The 14,885-nt window shown below is 64.0% G+C and carries 15 protein-coding genes and 1 pseudogene; 4 read left to right on the plus strand and 12 right to left on the minus strand.

What is annotated here, in order from left to right; all coding sequences use genetic code 11:
- Positions 1-120: 120 nt before the first annotated feature.
- The 9 genes and pseudogenes from JNC62_RS18630 to lgt form a co-directional block, all read right to left on the minus strand.
- Positions 121-735, minus strand: a complete 615-nt coding sequence (locus tag JNC62_RS18630) for a 50S ribosomal protein L25/general stress protein Ctc (RefSeq protein ID WP_374840672.1) — start codon at positions 733-735, stop codon at positions 121-123.
- Positions 736-927: 192 nt separating this feature from the next.
- Positions 928-2,121 carry a benzoate/H(+) symporter BenE family transporter gene (locus tag JNC62_RS18635; RefSeq protein ID WP_374840674.1) on the minus strand — a complete coding sequence of 398 codons (1,194 nt, stop codon included), beginning with the start codon at positions 2,119-2,121 and terminating at the stop codon, positions 928-930.
- Positions 2,122-2,374: 253 nt separating this feature from the next.
- Positions 2,375-2,875: pseudogene (locus JNC62_RS18640) on the minus strand (Kazal-type serine protease inhibitor domain-containing protein); the annotation flags it as partial.
- A gap of 309 nt (positions 2,876-3,184) precedes the next feature.
- On the minus strand, positions 3,185-4,117 hold the full coding sequence (locus JNC62_RS18645) for a ribose-phosphate pyrophosphokinase (RefSeq protein ID WP_374840676.1): 933 nt from the start codon (positions 4,115-4,117) through the stop codon (positions 3,185-3,187).
- Positions 4,118-4,289: 172 nt separating this feature from the next.
- On the minus strand, positions 4,290-5,027 hold the full coding sequence (locus JNC62_RS18650) for a hypothetical protein (protein WP_374840678.1): 738 nt from the start codon (positions 5,025-5,027) through the stop codon (positions 4,290-4,292).
- Positions 5,028-5,136: 109 nt separating this feature from the next.
- The gene (locus JNC62_RS18655) at positions 5,137-6,288 is read right to left on the minus strand and encodes a M24 family metallopeptidase (protein ID WP_374840679.1); all 1,152 of its coding nucleotides are present in this window, start codon (positions 6,286-6,288) and stop codon (positions 5,137-5,139) included.
- 9 nt (positions 6,289-6,297) lie between these two features.
- Positions 6,298-7,089: a peptidoglycan editing factor PgeF gene (gene pgeF / locus JNC62_RS18660; RefSeq protein ID WP_374840681.1), complete on the minus strand. Its 792-nt coding sequence runs from the start codon at positions 7,087-7,089 to the stop codon at positions 6,298-6,300.
- Positions 7,090-7,210: 121 nt separating this feature from the next.
- Positions 7,211-8,311 (minus strand): class I SAM-dependent methyltransferase, encoded by a 1,101-nt coding sequence (locus JNC62_RS18665; protein WP_374840683.1) that lies wholly within the window; start codon positions 8,309-8,311, stop codon positions 7,211-7,213.
- 1 nt (position 8,312) lies between these two features.
- Positions 8,313-9,128, minus strand: coding sequence for a prolipoprotein diacylglyceryl transferase (lgt, locus tag JNC62_RS18670; RefSeq protein WP_374840800.1), 816 nt, complete (start codon positions 9,126-9,128; stop codon positions 8,313-8,315).
- Between the two features lie 233 nt (positions 9,129-9,361).
- Between lgt and JNC62_RS18675 the strand changes: the two genes are divergently transcribed.
- The 4 genes from JNC62_RS18675 to JNC62_RS18690 all read left to right on the plus strand — a co-directional run bounded on the left by JNC62_RS18675 (position 9,362) and on the right by JNC62_RS18690 (position 11,805).
- Positions 9,362-9,622 carry an accessory factor UbiK family protein gene (locus JNC62_RS18675; RefSeq protein WP_374840685.1) on the plus strand — a complete coding sequence of 87 codons (261 nt, stop codon included), beginning with the start codon at positions 9,362-9,364 and terminating at the stop codon, positions 9,620-9,622.
- Positions 9,623-10,013: 391 nt separating this feature from the next.
- Positions 10,014-10,514 (plus strand): type III secretion system chaperone family protein, encoded by a 501-nt coding sequence (locus JNC62_RS18680; RefSeq protein ID WP_374840687.1) that lies wholly within the window; start codon positions 10,014-10,016, stop codon positions 10,512-10,514.
- A gap of 2 nt (positions 10,515-10,516) precedes the next feature.
- Positions 10,517-11,335: a pyrroline-5-carboxylate reductase gene (proC, locus tag JNC62_RS18685; protein ID WP_374840689.1), complete on the plus strand. Its 819-nt coding sequence runs from the start codon at positions 10,517-10,519 to the stop codon at positions 11,333-11,335.
- Between the two features lie 128 nt (positions 11,336-11,463).
- Positions 11,464-11,805, plus strand: a complete 342-nt coding sequence (locus JNC62_RS18690; protein ID WP_374840691.1) for a tRNA-binding protein — start codon at positions 11,464-11,466, stop codon at positions 11,803-11,805.
- 92 nt (positions 11,806-11,897) lie between these two features.
- Here JNC62_RS18690 and JNC62_RS18695 read toward each other — a convergent pair whose 3' ends face one another.
- From JNC62_RS18695 to JNC62_RS18705, 3 genes are all read right to left on the minus strand, one after another.
- Complete coding sequence (locus tag JNC62_RS18695) at positions 11,898-13,283, minus strand: ATP-binding protein (protein ID WP_374840693.1); 1,386 nt, start codon at positions 13,281-13,283, stop codon at positions 11,898-11,900.
- A 139-nt stretch (positions 13,284-13,422) separates the two neighbouring features.
- Positions 13,423-14,124 (minus strand): response regulator, encoded by a 702-nt coding sequence (locus tag JNC62_RS18700; RefSeq protein ID WP_374840695.1) that lies wholly within the window; start codon positions 14,122-14,124, stop codon positions 13,423-13,425.
- 25 nt (positions 14,125-14,149) lie between these two features.
- Positions 14,150-14,584, minus strand: a complete 435-nt coding sequence (locus JNC62_RS18705; protein ID WP_374840697.1) for a MarR family winged helix-turn-helix transcriptional regulator — start codon at positions 14,582-14,584, stop codon at positions 14,150-14,152.
- Between the last annotated feature and the right edge of the window lie 301 nt (positions 14,585-14,885).

Here is a 14,885-nt window from a genome sequence, read left to right on the forward strand (position 1 = left end):
ATCAGTAGATCAGCATTTCACCCATTTCTTAAATGTTGTTGAAAGCGGGCGGCGCAAATACGAAAAATCCGCCTCCGTTTCCGAAGGCGGATCCAAGTGCAGCGGACATGCGCCGGTGGATTACTCGGCCGATGCTTCGCCTTCGGCCGCTTCCTCTTCCTTGGCGGCAGCCGTGCCGACGATGGTCGCGACGGTGAAGTCGCGGTCGGCGATGACCGGGCTCGTGCCCTTCGGCAGCTTGACCTGCGAGATGTGAACGCTGTCGCCGATCTTCAGACCGTCGAGGTCTACGGTGATGGCATCCGGAATGGCGTTGGCCGGGCAGTGCAGTTCGATCTCGTGGCGGACGATGTTCAGCATGCCGCCGATCTTGATGCCCGGGGACTTCTCTTCGTTGATGAAGTGAACCGGAACCTGGACGGTGACGTTGCTGTTGGCCGAGACGCGCAGGAAGTCGACGTGCATCGTGAAGTCGCGGACCGGATCGAGCTGGTATTCCTTCGGCAGGACGGAGATCTTCTCGCCGTTGACGTCGATCGTCGCGACCGTCGTCATGAAGCCGCCGGCGTGGATGCGCTGGGTGACTTCCTTCGTCGACAGGGCGATCGAAAGCGGGGCCTTCTTGTCACCATAGATGACAGCCGGGATAAGACCGTTGCGGCGAAGTTCGCGGGAGGACCCCTTACCAACCCGTTCGCGCGTCTGGGCCTTGAGCTCGTAGGATGCGTTGCTCATAGCATTGACCTTTCAAGTGTTACTGGAGAGTCCCGCCGGTCGCAGCTTCCGCCCCGGCCGTCAAAACTTGAGGATTTCTGATGGAAACCTCATCCGCGTTGCCTCCAAGGGTGTCTGCGCGGACGGGGTCGCTTAGCGGAGAATCCCGGAAAATGCAAGGGTCTGCTGGGTTTGTGAGCCGCCGCGGCGGTCTTATACCTTGCGCGCCTTGCGAACTGCGACGAGGCGGTTCAGCCCCATCATCAGGCCGCCGGCGACGAGGCCCCAGAAGGCGCCGGAAATGCCGCCGAAGCTGACGCCCGAGGCGGTCGTCAGGAAGGTCAGGGCAGCCGCCTCACGCGTCTCCGGTTCCTTGAAGGCGTTCATCGCCGAGCCGGCGAGGGCGTTGATCAGGGCGAGGCCGGCCACCGCCTGGATGAGGATCGGCGGGGCGAGGCCGACAAGGGTCGTCACGGCGCCGGCCAGCAGTCCGAAAACTATGTAGAACATGCCGGCATTGACAGCCGCCCAGTAGCGCCGGCGGGGGTCGGGGTGGGCATCCTCACCCGCGCACATCGCCGCGGTGATCGCGGCGAGATTGACGGCATGGCCGCCGAAGGGCGCACTCAGGATCGAAAAGAGGCCGGTGACGGCAAACAGCGGTCCGGGGGTAGGCTCGTACTGATTGACCTTCAGCACGGCGATGCCGGGGATGTTCTGCGAGGCCATGGTGACGATGAAGAGGGGCAGCGCAATGCTGACGAGACCGGGAAGATTGAAGGCCGGGGCGACGAATTCCGGTCTTGGCAACAGGTCGCGGGCGATCTCATTCAAGGCGCCTTCGGGAATGTCGACGCCAAAGGCGAGCACCAGCACGAAGGCGACGAGCGCCGCCGGTACCGCATAGAGACGGTTCACCGCACCGACCGCGACCCAGGCTGCAACGATCGGCAGACCGAGGAGGGGATCGAACGCGACCGCCTTGACCGGGGCGAAGCAAAGACCAAGCAGGACACCGGCCAGCATCGCATTGGCGAGTGGGGCAGGGATGGCTGCAACCATGCGGCCGAGTGGCTTCCACAGGCCTGCGACGACGATCAGTACTGCACAAACAAGGAAGCCGCCGACGGCGGCGGAAAAGCCGCCCTCGACGGCGCCAGAGCTGGCAAGCAGCGCCGCGCCGGGCGTCGACCAGGCGATTGAGACGGGCAGCCGGGTCCAGATGCTGAGTACGATCGCGCACAGGCCCATGGAGATCGACAGCGCCATCAGACCCGAGGCCGCCTGTGCCTCGCTCGCGCCGACACCGGTGAGGCCGTGCAGCACGACGGCAAAGGAGCTGGCGAAGCCGACGAAAGCGGTCAGAAGGCCCATGAAGAGCGCTTGGGCGGAGAAATCGCGTAGCATTGCGTGAGGCGGGGTTGGTGGACGGGAGCCGCGTTCCTAGCACAACTTCGTGCTGAAGCGAAACTATCCCGCTGCCGCCGCCGCCTTCAAGCGATCGACGGGACCGTCAGCGGCGGCATTCGCCTTGGCGCACGACCCGAAAATCCGCCGTCCGCGCCTCGCAGGCATTGGCAAAGGTGCGCCGGCTGCCGTTCCGCTCTGCGCAAACGGGGGCAAATTCGCGCGTGCAGGCGCGGTCGCGCGCTGGCTCGCGTCGGCACTCGCCGCGGCTGACGACGCGGAAGCCGTCGCTCCTGGCCGTGCAGGCGTTGGCGAAAGTTTGCTGGCGGCCGCCGCGTTCGGCACAGACCGGTGCATATTCCATCGTGCATGCGCGGCTTGGCGTCGGCTCGCGTCTGCACTCGCCGCGGCTGACGACGCGGAAGCCGTCGCTACGTGCCATGCAGGCATTGGCGAAAGTCTGCCGACGCCCACCGCGCTCGGCACAGACGGGATCATATTCCCGCGTGCACGCGCGCTCGGGGATCGGTTCCCGACGGCATTGGCCACGATGGGCGACATCAAAGCCGCGGCTGCGCGCCTCGCAGGCGTTGGCAAAGGTCTGGAGACGTCCGCCACGCTCACCACAGACGGGGGCGTACTCCATCGTGCAAACAGGGGGGCGCGGCATTGGTCGTCCGCCGCCGACATAGCCGGGGGAGGTTTCCACAGTACAGGCAGCGACCAGCGGCAGCAGGAGAAGCGCAGAAAACATGCGCGTCTTGCGCAGCAAGCCGGGCACTTTGGTGACGAACCTGGAAATTCGGTGTCCCATCAGCATAGCTCGTCCTCCTTGCGTCCCGTCACTGTCCGGCGTTTCAACTCGTGCGGCGCTGCCGACCTCACCGTCACCTTTGCGGTATAGAGGGCATTCAAGGTCTGGAGCAATGCGCTAGAAATGAGGGTCGACTGGACGCCTGCCCCTTCGGGAAGGGGAGGCGGCGCCATCAGCAATCGCGCGAACGGCAACCCAGTCTATCGAGACTGCCGTACACTCTAGGATTTGATGTCCCTGGAGCCGGCCTCAATCGAAGAGGCTGGAAACGGATTCTTCGGCGGCCGTGCGGTTGATCGCTTCGCCCAGCAGGTTCGCCGTGGTCAGCACGCGGATGTTGTGCGCGGACTGAACGGCCGTCGTCGGCTGTATCGAGTCGGTGATCACCAGTTCCTTCAGCTTCGACGAGGTGACGCGGGCGACGGCACCACCGGAGAGAACGCCGTGGGTGATGTAGGCGGTGACGCTCGTGGCGCCGTTCTTCAGCAGCGCTTCGGCCGCGTTGCAGAGCGTACCGCCGGAATCGACGATGTCGTCGATGAGAATACAGTCCTTGCCGGTCACATCGCCGATGACGTTCATCACTTCGGATTCGCCGGCGCGTTCGCGACGCTTGTCGACGATCGCCAACTGGCAGTCGAGCCGCTTGGCAAGCGCGCGGGCGCGCACCACGCCGCCGACGTCGGGGGAAACGACCATCACGTTCTTCTGGTCGTAGTTCTCCTTCACGTCGCGGGCCAGGATCGGCACGGCGTAGAGGTTGTCGGTCGGGATGTCGAAGAATCCCTGGATCTGACCGGCGTGCAGGTCGAGCGTCAGAACGCGATCGGCGCCGGCTTCGGTGATCAGGTTGGCGACGAGTTTCGCGGAGATCGGCGTGCGCGGACCGGGCTTGCGGTCCTGGCGGGCATAGCCGAAGTAGGGGATCACGGCGGTGATGCGCCGGGCCGAGGAGCGCCGCATCGCATCGATCATGATCAGCAGCTCCATCAGGTGGTCGTTCGTCGGAAACGAGGTCGACTGGACGACGAACACGTCCTCGCCACGCACGTTCTCCTGGATCTCGACGAAGATCTCCTGGTCGGCGAAGCGGCGCACGCTGGCGCGGCCCAGGGGAACATTGAGATAGTTGCAGATCGCTTCGGCCAGCAGCCGGTTCGAGTTGCCCGCGAAAACCTTCATCTATGGTCCGCCTGTCTGATGGCCTAAGAGAATGCTGATGGGCTGCCTTTTAGCGTTCCCGAGCGTGAATGCAAGTCCCGTGCCGCACGGTTTTCCCAATCTTTCGCAGGTGCAGCAGGCAGCAGGGGTGGACAGGCCCGGTTCGGGATCACCCGTGGACACGCACGGCGTCCTAGCCACCGGCCTGTTTGCGCCAGCTCATATACCCCTCGATCGTTCGTTGAGCGATGGCTTCCATGGTGGTCGCCGGCACGGCACGCCACGGATCGGCGGCGGTCGCATTGACACTGTCCTGGCCCTGGATGCGGTGAAGCCGGCCGCCGGAGCTGTCCAGCACGTCCCAGACGTAGACAACGATCGTCCTGTCCCCATCCTGCGTGGCGGAGAAATAGCCCTTCAGGATGTACCGACTGGTATTATCGGAGGAACTCTTGATCGTCAGGCCGTTGGCCCGGGCCTGCGCCCCGAGTTGCCTGGACAGCGGGGTCACGGCCTCGACCGGCGCGCCGATGATCGGCAAAAACCGCACGCTCTCGCCGTCGGTGGCAGGCGTCAGGGCGGCGGTCTGTGCCTGCGGCGCTGGGGACGATGTCCGTTCGGTCTGAGACCCGCCCACGACCATTCCGCCTTCGCCGCTCGCGGCGGGATTGGCCTGGTTGTTGGCCAGCGCGTCGGCTTGCGCCTCCAGCGTGCCGGCCGATGTCGAGTGGCCGGCCATCGCATCCGCCTGCGCGCTGCCCACGGGTTGACTATAAGCGCTCACCTGATCGAGATCGCGTTGTGTGACGGGCGAGGATTTGAGCGTGCCGCTGCCGACATCGACCTGTGGGATCAGCGCATCCGTGCTGTTGCAGCCCGCGAGCGCCAGGAGTAGGCCGACGAAAGCCAGCCATGGCTTCAACTGATACATCCGTTTCCGTCCGTGTGCCGGAGGTTGCGTTGTTCCTTCCCAGGCAAATTTATGCTGTGCCGCGATGCGGCGTGTCAATTGCAGGATCGTGGAGGGGGCAACCACCTGTTCAAACGTTGATGAAGTCGAGGCCGTAGCGCGACAGTGCCTTCGGTTCATCGGTGGTCGTGAGATAGGTCTGCCCCAGTGTCATTGCAGTGCCGCTGTCGGAATCCATGATGATCATGTGCACGAAAAGCGACATGTCGGGCAGGATCTCCTGTGGGTTGCCGATGTGGAACATCTGGTGCTCCATCCACGAGGGCGAGAAGCGGGCGCCGAGCGAATAGCCGCAGGCATTCAGGCGATGGCGGGCGAGGCCGCGCTCGTCCATGATCCTTGCATGGGTGTCGAACACCGTGCCGAAGGTGTTGCCGGGGCGCAGAACCGTTTCGATGGCCTGGATCGTGTCGCGGCAGGCACCGTAGAGCTCGCGGTGGCGGTTGGTCGGCTCGCCGATGACGACGGTGCGCATCATCGCGGCGTGGTAATGCGCGCTGACGCCCGCCCATTCGAGGGTGAGCTGGTCGTTGGCGTCGAGCCGGCGCCGGCCGGACTTGTAGCGGCACAGCAACGCGTCGATCCCCGAGCCGATGATGAACTCGTTTGCCGGATAGTCGCCGCCGCCGGCAAGCACCGCGCCCTGCATCGCCGCGAGGATCGCCGCCTCGCCGGCCCCGGGACCGATCAGAGGCAACGCGGCGTCCAGCGCGTCGTCGGCAAGGCAAGCGGCCTTCTCGACATGAGCCAGTTCCGCCGGGCTCTTGACCAGCCGCAGGCGGCTGACCAACCCCGAGGCGTCGACCAGATCACCAAAGCTCTGCAACTGATTGTCGAGAAGCCGGGCATTCTTGCCGGTCAATCCATGCGTGTCGTACTCGACGCCGAGCCGGCATCCGAGCAAATCCATATCCGACAGCAGGTTTTTCAGGTCCATTGCCGGATCGGCGTTTGCGCGGTCGACCCAGATCTCGATCTTGGCGATGTTGGATGTCTGGCGGGCCTGCCGCAGGTCGGCGGAGCGGGTCAGCAGCACCATGTCGCCGTCGGCTTTGACGATCAGCGTCTGGAAAAAGCAGTAGCCAAAGGTGTCATAGCCCGTCAGCCAGTACATGCTTTCCTGGGCGAAGAGTAGCATGGCGTCGAGTTTTTCGTCGCGCATCCTTGCGGTCAGACGTTGCAGCCTGTTGGCGTATTCCTCGCTGTCGAATTGCAGTGCCATGCTTTGCTCCTAGTCCAGTTCTGGGTCCGACCGCAACATGATCGCCGAGATCTGCCGCCCGTAGTCCGGCTCCTTGCGATGCACGGTTCGCCGATAGGAAAAATAATCCGCTTCGGCCGGATAGGTGCAGATGTCGAGATTCTCGGCCTCGATGCCGGCCTCGGCAAGCCTTTTCAGGGTCAGGCCCGGCAGGTCGAACATGGCGTGGCCCTGCCGCTCGGACGGAGAAAAGAATTCCGCATAGGCCGGGTTTGTTCCAAGGAAGCGCTCGACGAATTCGGGTCCGACTTCATAATGACGACGGCTGATCGATGGCCCCAGGCCGGCGACGATGCGACTGCGGGAAGCGCCCAGCTTCTCCATGGCGGCGACCGTGTTTTCCAGAACGCCTGCGAGGGCGCCCTTCCAGCCGGCGTGGGCCGCGCCGATGACACCGGCATCCGGATCGGCGAAAAGCACCGGCCCGCAGTCGGCGGTCAACACGCCGATGACGAGGCCGGGTGTCGCCGTGACGAGCGCGTCTGCGGTCGGCCGCTCGCCCGAAAAGTTTTCGTCGACGGTGACGACGTCCGGCGAATGGACCTGATGGACGGTCGCCAGCCGGTCAGGGATCGCTCCGAACCATTGGCCGACGCGGGCACGGTTTTCGATGACGCGTTCCCGGTCATCAGCGGAGCCGAGGCCGACATTGAGGCCCGCATAGATGCCGTCGGAGACGCCACCACGGCGGGTAAAAAAACCGTGCAGAACGGAGCTGCCTGTGGAGCGAGCGATCAGCGGGCTCTGGACGGGGGAAAGCACAGGGCATCATCCTTCATCGCTTCGAAGCATCCTAGAATGGGCCCGGGCGCTTCGGTGGGCTGCGGACAATGCGGGTGTCCGATTCGGATCGCGGCGATGTTGACCGCCGCGATTGGGGCTGTCAATCCGTCCGGCGGAACGGGGCGAGCGGCTCGTCGGCGCTCGTGACGGCAAGAACCTTGAACAGGTCGCCCATGTTTCCGGAGCCCGACCCCGCCAGGCGCTCGACATCGGCGATGATCTGGCTTTGCAGGTCTTCGTCCCGCCCACGGCCGAGCGCAGAGGCTCTTTCCGCCAGTCCGAGCCCCATCAGGAAATCGCCCTGGGGCTGCGGACCGTGGACATGCAAGCCCGCCTCGCGAGCCACTGCGGCTAGCCGTTCGAAGTCCACGTGGCTGGTCAGGTCCGCCTCGCCGGGATGGGCGAGGGGCGGGTCAAAACCATGGCGCAGCACCGCCTGCAGCGTGTCACCAAAGCCGCTGGCGACATGCCCGTAGTCGATGACAAGCGCCGTGCCGCCGTGATCGCGCAGCCGTTCGCTGATGGCCGCCATCACTGCCTCGCGGGCCGGCGCATACTCGAAGATCGCCCCGATGGGCTGGCTCTTGTGGCCCTCCGGCAGCAGTGCCGGATCGATGCCCGCGACGCCGGCAGCAAAGGCGAGTTCGCCGTCGGCGTCGAGGCCGACCATCCGTTCGCGAAATCCATTCTGCGTGCGGACGAACTGGCGGATCGGAATGGCGTCGAACAGTTCGTTTGCCGCAAGAAGCAGCGGCCCGACCGGCAGTTGGTCGAAGCTGTCGTGCCAGGTGACACGTTCGGCGTGGGTTCCCAGCGTCTGCTTCTGCACGGCTCGCAGGCGCTCGCTCGTTTCGATCAGGTGGAAGCTGGCGCTGTCGTAGAGGGCGGGCGCGAGCCTGGCGACGACGCGCAGCATGTCCGCCATCATCGTGCCGCGGCCGGGGCCGATTTCGGCGAAGCGTACGCCTTGCGGCATGCCGTGCTTCTGCCAGGCATGCACCATGAAGACACCGAGCATTTCGCCGAAAAGCTGGCTGACCTCGGGCGCTGTGACAAAATCGCCCTCGCGCCCGAAAGGCTCGCGCGTCCGGTAGTAGCCATGCTCAGGATCGGCGAGGCATAGCGAGAAATAGTCGGTGACGCTGATCGGCCCGTGGGTGTGGATCAGCGCCTTGATCTTGCGGGCGAGTGGTGTCGACATGTCAGCCCTCGTAGACGGCGACCCGGCGGGCGCGCAGCATGGCCCAAAGGCCGAGCGCGAGCATCGGTAGCGACAGCAGCATGCCCATCGTCAGCCAGCCGCCGAAGAGATAGCCGATCTGGGCGTCGGGCTCACGGAAGAATTCGACGAAGATGCGGCAGAGCGCATAGCCGGCGACGAACAGCCCGGTGACAAAGCCGGGTCGCTTCAGTGCCTTGAACCCGTAGACGGCGACGGCGAGCACGGACAGGAGGACGAGTCCCTCCAGAACGGCTTCGTACAGCTGGCTCGGATGGCGTGCGAAGGGGCCGGCGTTCGGAAAGACAATGGCCCATGGTGCGCCGGACAGTTTGCCCCAGAGTTCGCCGTTGACGAAATTGGCGACGCGGCCGAAGAAAAGCCCTATCGGGGCGACGGCGGAAACGACGTCGAACAGGCTCCAGAGTGCGATCCTGTGTTTGCGCGCAAACAGGATGATGGCGATCGCCGTCCCGGTGAGGCCGCCATGGAACGACATGCCACCGTTCCAGATCTCGATGGCGCGCAGCGGATTGTCCGCGATCGCTGCAAAATCGTAGAAGAGGATATAGCCGATGCGGCCGCCGAGCACGATGCCGAGCGCGGCCCAGACGAGGAAGTCGTCGAGCTGGGCCACCGTCATCGGCGGCGTATCCTTCGCCCAGAGATCGGCGCGGGTGACCAGCCTGCGGGCATAGTACCATCCGAGCAGGATGCCCGCCACATAGGCCAGCCCGTACCAGTGGACGGCGAGGGGGCCGATCGAGAACGCGACGGGGTCGATGTTCGGGAAGGCCATGACGGCGAAGAGTTCGGCAGCTGGGATCAAGGGTTCGGGTCCGGTTGGCTTGGCCGGAAGATGGCGCCCGGCCATGGGATGGTCAAGCGCTTTTGCGGTTTCGCCAATACTGCCGACGGTTTGGATGGGGTTGGATGTGATTCCGCTTGCATCGAAAGATTTGTCCCCCTACCTGAGAAACAGGACGCGGCACAGGCCGCCAGCATAGATCTGCAAGCGGAGGAGGCCGGGCGATGGCAACCGGAACCAATCGAATTCTTGACGATTTCGCCAAATTGATGACCGACGCCGCCGGTGCGGCGCAGGGCGTGCGCAAGGAGATGGAGACGATCTTCCATGCCCAGGCCGAGCGTTTCCTCAACGGGATGGATCTCGTCAAGCGCGATGAGTTCGAGGCCGTCCGGGAAATGGCCGTGAAGGCGCGCGACGAGAACGACGCACTCCTGAAACGCATCGAGGCGCTCGAGGAGCGACTGGCTTCGGACAAGAAATAGGCCGCTTCCGGTCCCTTCGCTTCCGTAACGTGAGGCTGGCGCGATCTGCTTCGCGCCGGCCTCTTTTTTTGGGGCGTTTTTTCGCCCCTGTGGACATCGTTAAAAAAGCCTTATCGCAGGGTCGGTTAAGGTGCCGGGCTGAATCATTTTGACAACGTCTGTCCACAGCGTCAGCGACAAAATAGCCGCATGGGGGCTGGTGTCGCGACTCCGCCGTTATAGACTGATTTTAAATGATGATTCGAGACCGGCGACGTCAGCTTGGGGCAGGGTTAGTAAGTCAGGTTCTGGCGTAGTCGCGCAATCATTCAGTGTTGGTTCCGGGTGGGTTGCCGCGTTCGTGTCGTGCGTGATCGCGTCGACGCGCGTCCCCCGGTCTAGAGGGTGCCGCATGAGCCTGATGGAATTGGAAATCGTACGCCAGTCGAACCCGGTCGACATGATCGAATTCGTCGCAGCGAACAACGACTGGTCGTTCGAGCGTTCCGGCGAGGACGAAATCGCCATGACGGTCGAGGGCAGGTGGGCCGACTATCATGTTTCCTTCTCCTGGATGGAGGAGTTCGAGGCGTTGCACCTCGCCTGCGCCTTCGACATCAAGGTGCCCGAAAGCCGTGTCAATGAAGTCATCCGGTTGCTGTCGCACGTCAATGGTCAGGTCCTCATGGGGCATTTCGACCTCTGGCGGCAGGAGGACGTGGTGATTTTCCGCCAGTCGCTGCTGCTCGCCGGCGGCGCCGAGCCGACGAACCGGCAGGTCGAAGTCCTGCTCTCGAGCGCGCTTGAAACCTGCGAGGCCTATTTTCAGGCATTCCAGTTCGTCGTCTGGTCGGGTATGGAGGCGCAGGCCGCCGTCGATGCGGTCATGTTCGAGACGGTTGGAGAAGCGTAGTCATGAGCGTGGAAGCTGTGGGGCCCATCGTACTGGTCGGAGCCGGCAACATGGGGGGCGCGATGCTCGCCGGCTGGCTGAAGAGCGGCATTTCCGGGTCCTCGGTTCTCGTTCTCGATACCGGCCCGTCGCCGGCCATGCTGAAGCTGATCGCCGACGACGGGGTGCGCCATGAGACGGCCGCCCCCGCAGGCCTCAAGGCCGGCGTCCTCTTCATCGCCGTCAAGCCGCAGATGATGGACGCAGTGCTGCCGCCGTTGAAGGACCTCGTCGGATCGGAAACGGTCGTCGTCTCGGTCGCGGCCGGCACAACCCTTGCCAAACTCGAGGCACATCTCGGTCAGGCCTCCATGGTGCGCGCGATGCCGAACACGCCGGCGATGGTCGGGCGCGGCGTCACCGGCGCCTTTGCCAATGACCGCGTCAGCGCCGCCAAGCGCGACCAGGTGCATGCGCTCTTGGAGGTCAGCGGCCCCGTCGAGTGGGTGGCGAGCGAAGCCGATATCGACGCGGTGACCGCGGTCTCCGGCAGCGGCCCGGCCTATGTCTTCTATCTCGTGGAGTGCATGGCGGAGGCAGGCCGCAAGCTCGGCCTGCCGGCGGACCTCGCCATGCGTCTTGCGCGGGAAACCGTCTCGGGGGCTGGTGAGCTACTTCATCAGTCCCCCGAAGACGCCGCGAAGCTTCGCCAGAACGTCACGTCGCCGGGCGGCACCACCGCTGCTGCCCTGTCGGTGCTGATGGCCGAAGACGGCATTCAGCCGATCTTCGACCGCGCCATTGCCGCCGCCCGCAAGCGGGCCGAGGAACTGGCCGGCTGAAGACGCGCTTGGCGCATTTCCGAAACGGCGGAGAAGTGCGGCCGGTCTCTTCTGCGGAGGAAATCATCCTCGTTCCCGATCTTGCGCGACCGGCGCAGCCATTCGCCTTGAGTCTTTTGGAGTTCCAGATGTCCGAAACCATTTCCTATGCGGATTTCGAACGGGTCGACATCCGCGTCGGCACGATCGTCGAGGCGGCCGAGTTTCCGGAAGCGCGCAAGCCCGCCTACAAGCTTCTGATCGATTTCGGCCCGGAGATCGGCGTGAAGAAATCGTCCGCCCAGATCACTGTGCATTACTCACCGGAACGGCTGGTCGGCCGCCAGGTGCTGGCCGTCGTCAACTTCCCGCCGCGGCAGATCGGTCCGGTGCGCTCCGAGGTGCTGACGCTCGGTTTCACCGACGAGGCAGGCGCCGTCGTGCTGGCTGCGACGGAGCGTCCGGTTCCGAACGGGGCAAGGCTGCACTGATCGGGATTCTCCGATACGCGTGTCCGTCGCCGGGGAAGAAACGCCATTCCCACCGCGCGGCCGGCGATCGCCACTCCAGCGTGCGCCGCAACTCAGAGGGGGATCCGCACCGTCGCCCTCAGGCCCCCGAGGGGACTGTCCGACAAGGTCACGTTGCCGCCGTGGCTGCGGGCGATGTCGCGGGCGATAGCCAGGCCGAGGCCGGTGCCGGAGGAATCGAGATTGCGCGCCTCGTCGAGACGGAAGAAGGGCTTGAACACGTCATCGCGCGACCGTTCCGGGATCCCGGGCCCGTCGTCGTCCACCGCGATTGTCAGCCATTTGGCGTTGTGGCGGGCATCGAGATGCACCTTGTTTGCATAGCGTAGCGCGTTCGAAACGATGTTGCCCAGCAGACGTGAGAACGCGTGCGGCCGCACCATCACCTCGTCCGCCCCGTCGATTTCACTCGTCAGTTCCTTGTTGTGGAGTTCCGCTTCCATCTCGAACTTGTCGAACAGGTCGCTCAGGTTCAGCCGGCCGACATCCTCCTCGGCCTCGCCACGGGCGAAGGAGAGATAGCCTTCGAGCATGCTCTGCATATCCTCGACATCCTTGTTCAGGGCGTCCAGATCGGAATTCTTTCCGGCCAGCGCGAGTTGCAGCTTGAAGCGGGTGAGGATGGTGCGCAGGTCGTGGCTCACACCCGTCAGCATCGCGGTGCGTTGTTCCATCTGGCGCTCGATGCGCTCGCGCATCAGCATGAAGGCGAGGCCCGCGCGCCGGACCTCGTCGGCCCCGCGGGGGGCAAAATCCTCGGGCATCTTCTGCCCCTTGCCGAAGCTCTCGGCAGCCGATGCCAGCGCCAGGATCGGACGGATTTGCCCGCGCAGGAAGAGGATCGAGATCGTGAGCAGCACCAGCGAGGTCCCCACCATCCAGACCAGGAAGATATGGGTGTTCGATGCATAGGTGTGGCTGCGTCGGGCATAGACGCGCAGCGTCTTGTCATTGTCGACCAGGATGCGGATCTCGACGAGATTGCTGTCGCCGAGCGTGTCGATCCAGAACGGTCGCTTGATCTGCTTTGTGATCTGCTCGCTGAGGATCTGGTCGAGGATATTGAAGAACGGCTTCGGCCGCGGCGGGGGCAGGTCGTCACCCTTCTCGATGGCGATGTTGAGGTCCATCCGCTCGCGAGCGATCCGGATGATTTCGGCATCGTCGCGGTCATCCGGGAAGGTGTCGATCAGGTCGATGATCGCGGCGATATCGCGGGTGACCGCCATCGACAGGCGCTGCGTGACGAGTTGCCAGTGGCGCTCCATGAACACGAAGGCAACCACCGACTGCAGCAGCACCATTGGAATGATGATGATCAGGAGCGAGCGGGTGTAAAGACCAGTCGGCAATTGCCGGCGCAGCCATTTGGCGAACCGCCGCCAGCCAGCCAGTGGCGCCTGCTCGAGGTCGCGCTTGAGGGTTTCGAGTGTCGTCATTTCTGCATCGCGCTCGTTGCGTCTCGCCTGGCTCGTCCCGTTCCTAAAGCGTGTCGCGCGAGACTGGGGCCGCGTACGCCTTGCTCAGCTTGTCCAACACGTCATCTCCAAACAGCCGCGCACCCGAGCGCGCCATGCCTCAGTCGGTGCTGAGCCGGTATCCGATACCACGCACCGTCTGCAGCCAGACGGGGTTGGTCGGGTCGTCTTCGATCTTGCGCCGCAGGCGATTGATCTGGACATCGATCGTCCGCTCGCCCACGTCCGTTTCCTCGCCGATCAGTTCGTGGCGTGGAATTGTCTCGCCCGCGCGCAGCGAAAAAAGCAGCATGATTTCCTGTTCGCGATCAGTCAGCCGGATCGGATCGCCACCGCGCTTGAGTTCCTTGCGAACGATAGAGAAGGTGTATGGCCCGAACATGACTTGCTCGATCTTCGGCGTGGTCGGCTGGGCGTTGCGCTTGAGGATGTTGTTGATGCGCAGCACCAGTTCGCGCGGCTCGAACGGCTTTGCCAGGTAATCGTCGGCGCCGGCCTCCAGCCCCTCGATGCGGGCGGTGGTCTCGGTCAACGCCGTCAGCATGATGATGGGCACGGTGCGAATGGAGCGCAGGCTCTGGGTCAGTTGCAGCCCGCTTTCGCCAGGCATCATCAGGTCCATGATGATCAGGTCGAAGTCGAGCCCCTGCAGCTTGCGGCGCGCCTCGTCGGCGTCGCTGGCCACCGTCACGCGGAAGCCTTCGCCGGTCAGGTAGCGGCTCAAGAGCTCGCGGATGCGTTTGTCATCATCCACGATCAGGAGATGTGCGGCGTCATCAGAGAGCTTCTCAACCGTCGTCATCGCGATCCAGTCCTGGCTGTTCCGTTCATTCTCTGCGCGCGTTCTGCATGCCGGCAAGAAAACGCAATACGGCCTTGCGATCGTCAGCCGTCATCCCCTCGAAGGCGCGTGCGATCCGTTGCTGCTGCGGCTCGGCGAGCGCCAAAGCCAGGTCCCGGCCGCTGCGGGTCGGGTAGAGCCGGCGCTGACGGCGATCCTCGGGGCCTGCCACCTGGCAAATATAGCCCGAATCGATGAGCTGTTTCAAAACCCGAGCAAGGCTTTGCTTGGTAATCTTCAGCGTATCGAGCAGATCGGCCACCGTCATGCCCGGCTCGCGGTTGACGAAGTGCACCACCCGGTGATGCGCACGGCCGAAGCCGCTCTTTTCCAGAATCGCATCGGGGTCGGAAATGAAGTCACGATAGGCAAAGAAGAAGCCCTCGATGACCTCGAAGTCGATCCCGCCTTCGTCGGTCAACGGCTGGTCATGAAACTCGATCGTGTTCTTCCGTTCCGGCGTTTGTCGTCCCACGCGGTCATTTCCTTTCCTGGCGCGGGCGCTGCACGCAACATCCGCAAAAATAAGTCAGCGTTGTTGACATATTTTTACACCCTTGTTACCGCTTGTCCACACCTTGTCGCCGGCGTGGGGCAGTCGCGGCGGTGCTTCTCATCGCTCCGCCGTCCGCAGCCGGCCGTCGCAGGGCACGCCTGCTTCTGGTTAGACCGTATCGGGCGCAACAAGCAACATCAAGAACGGCGCTTCGCGCAGGAGGAAA

Origin of the sequence: Mycoplana ramosa, assembly GCF_041930185.1 — a bacterium.
GTDB lineage: Bacteria > Pseudomonadota > Alphaproteobacteria > Rhizobiales > Rhizobiaceae > Mycoplana > Mycoplana ramosa.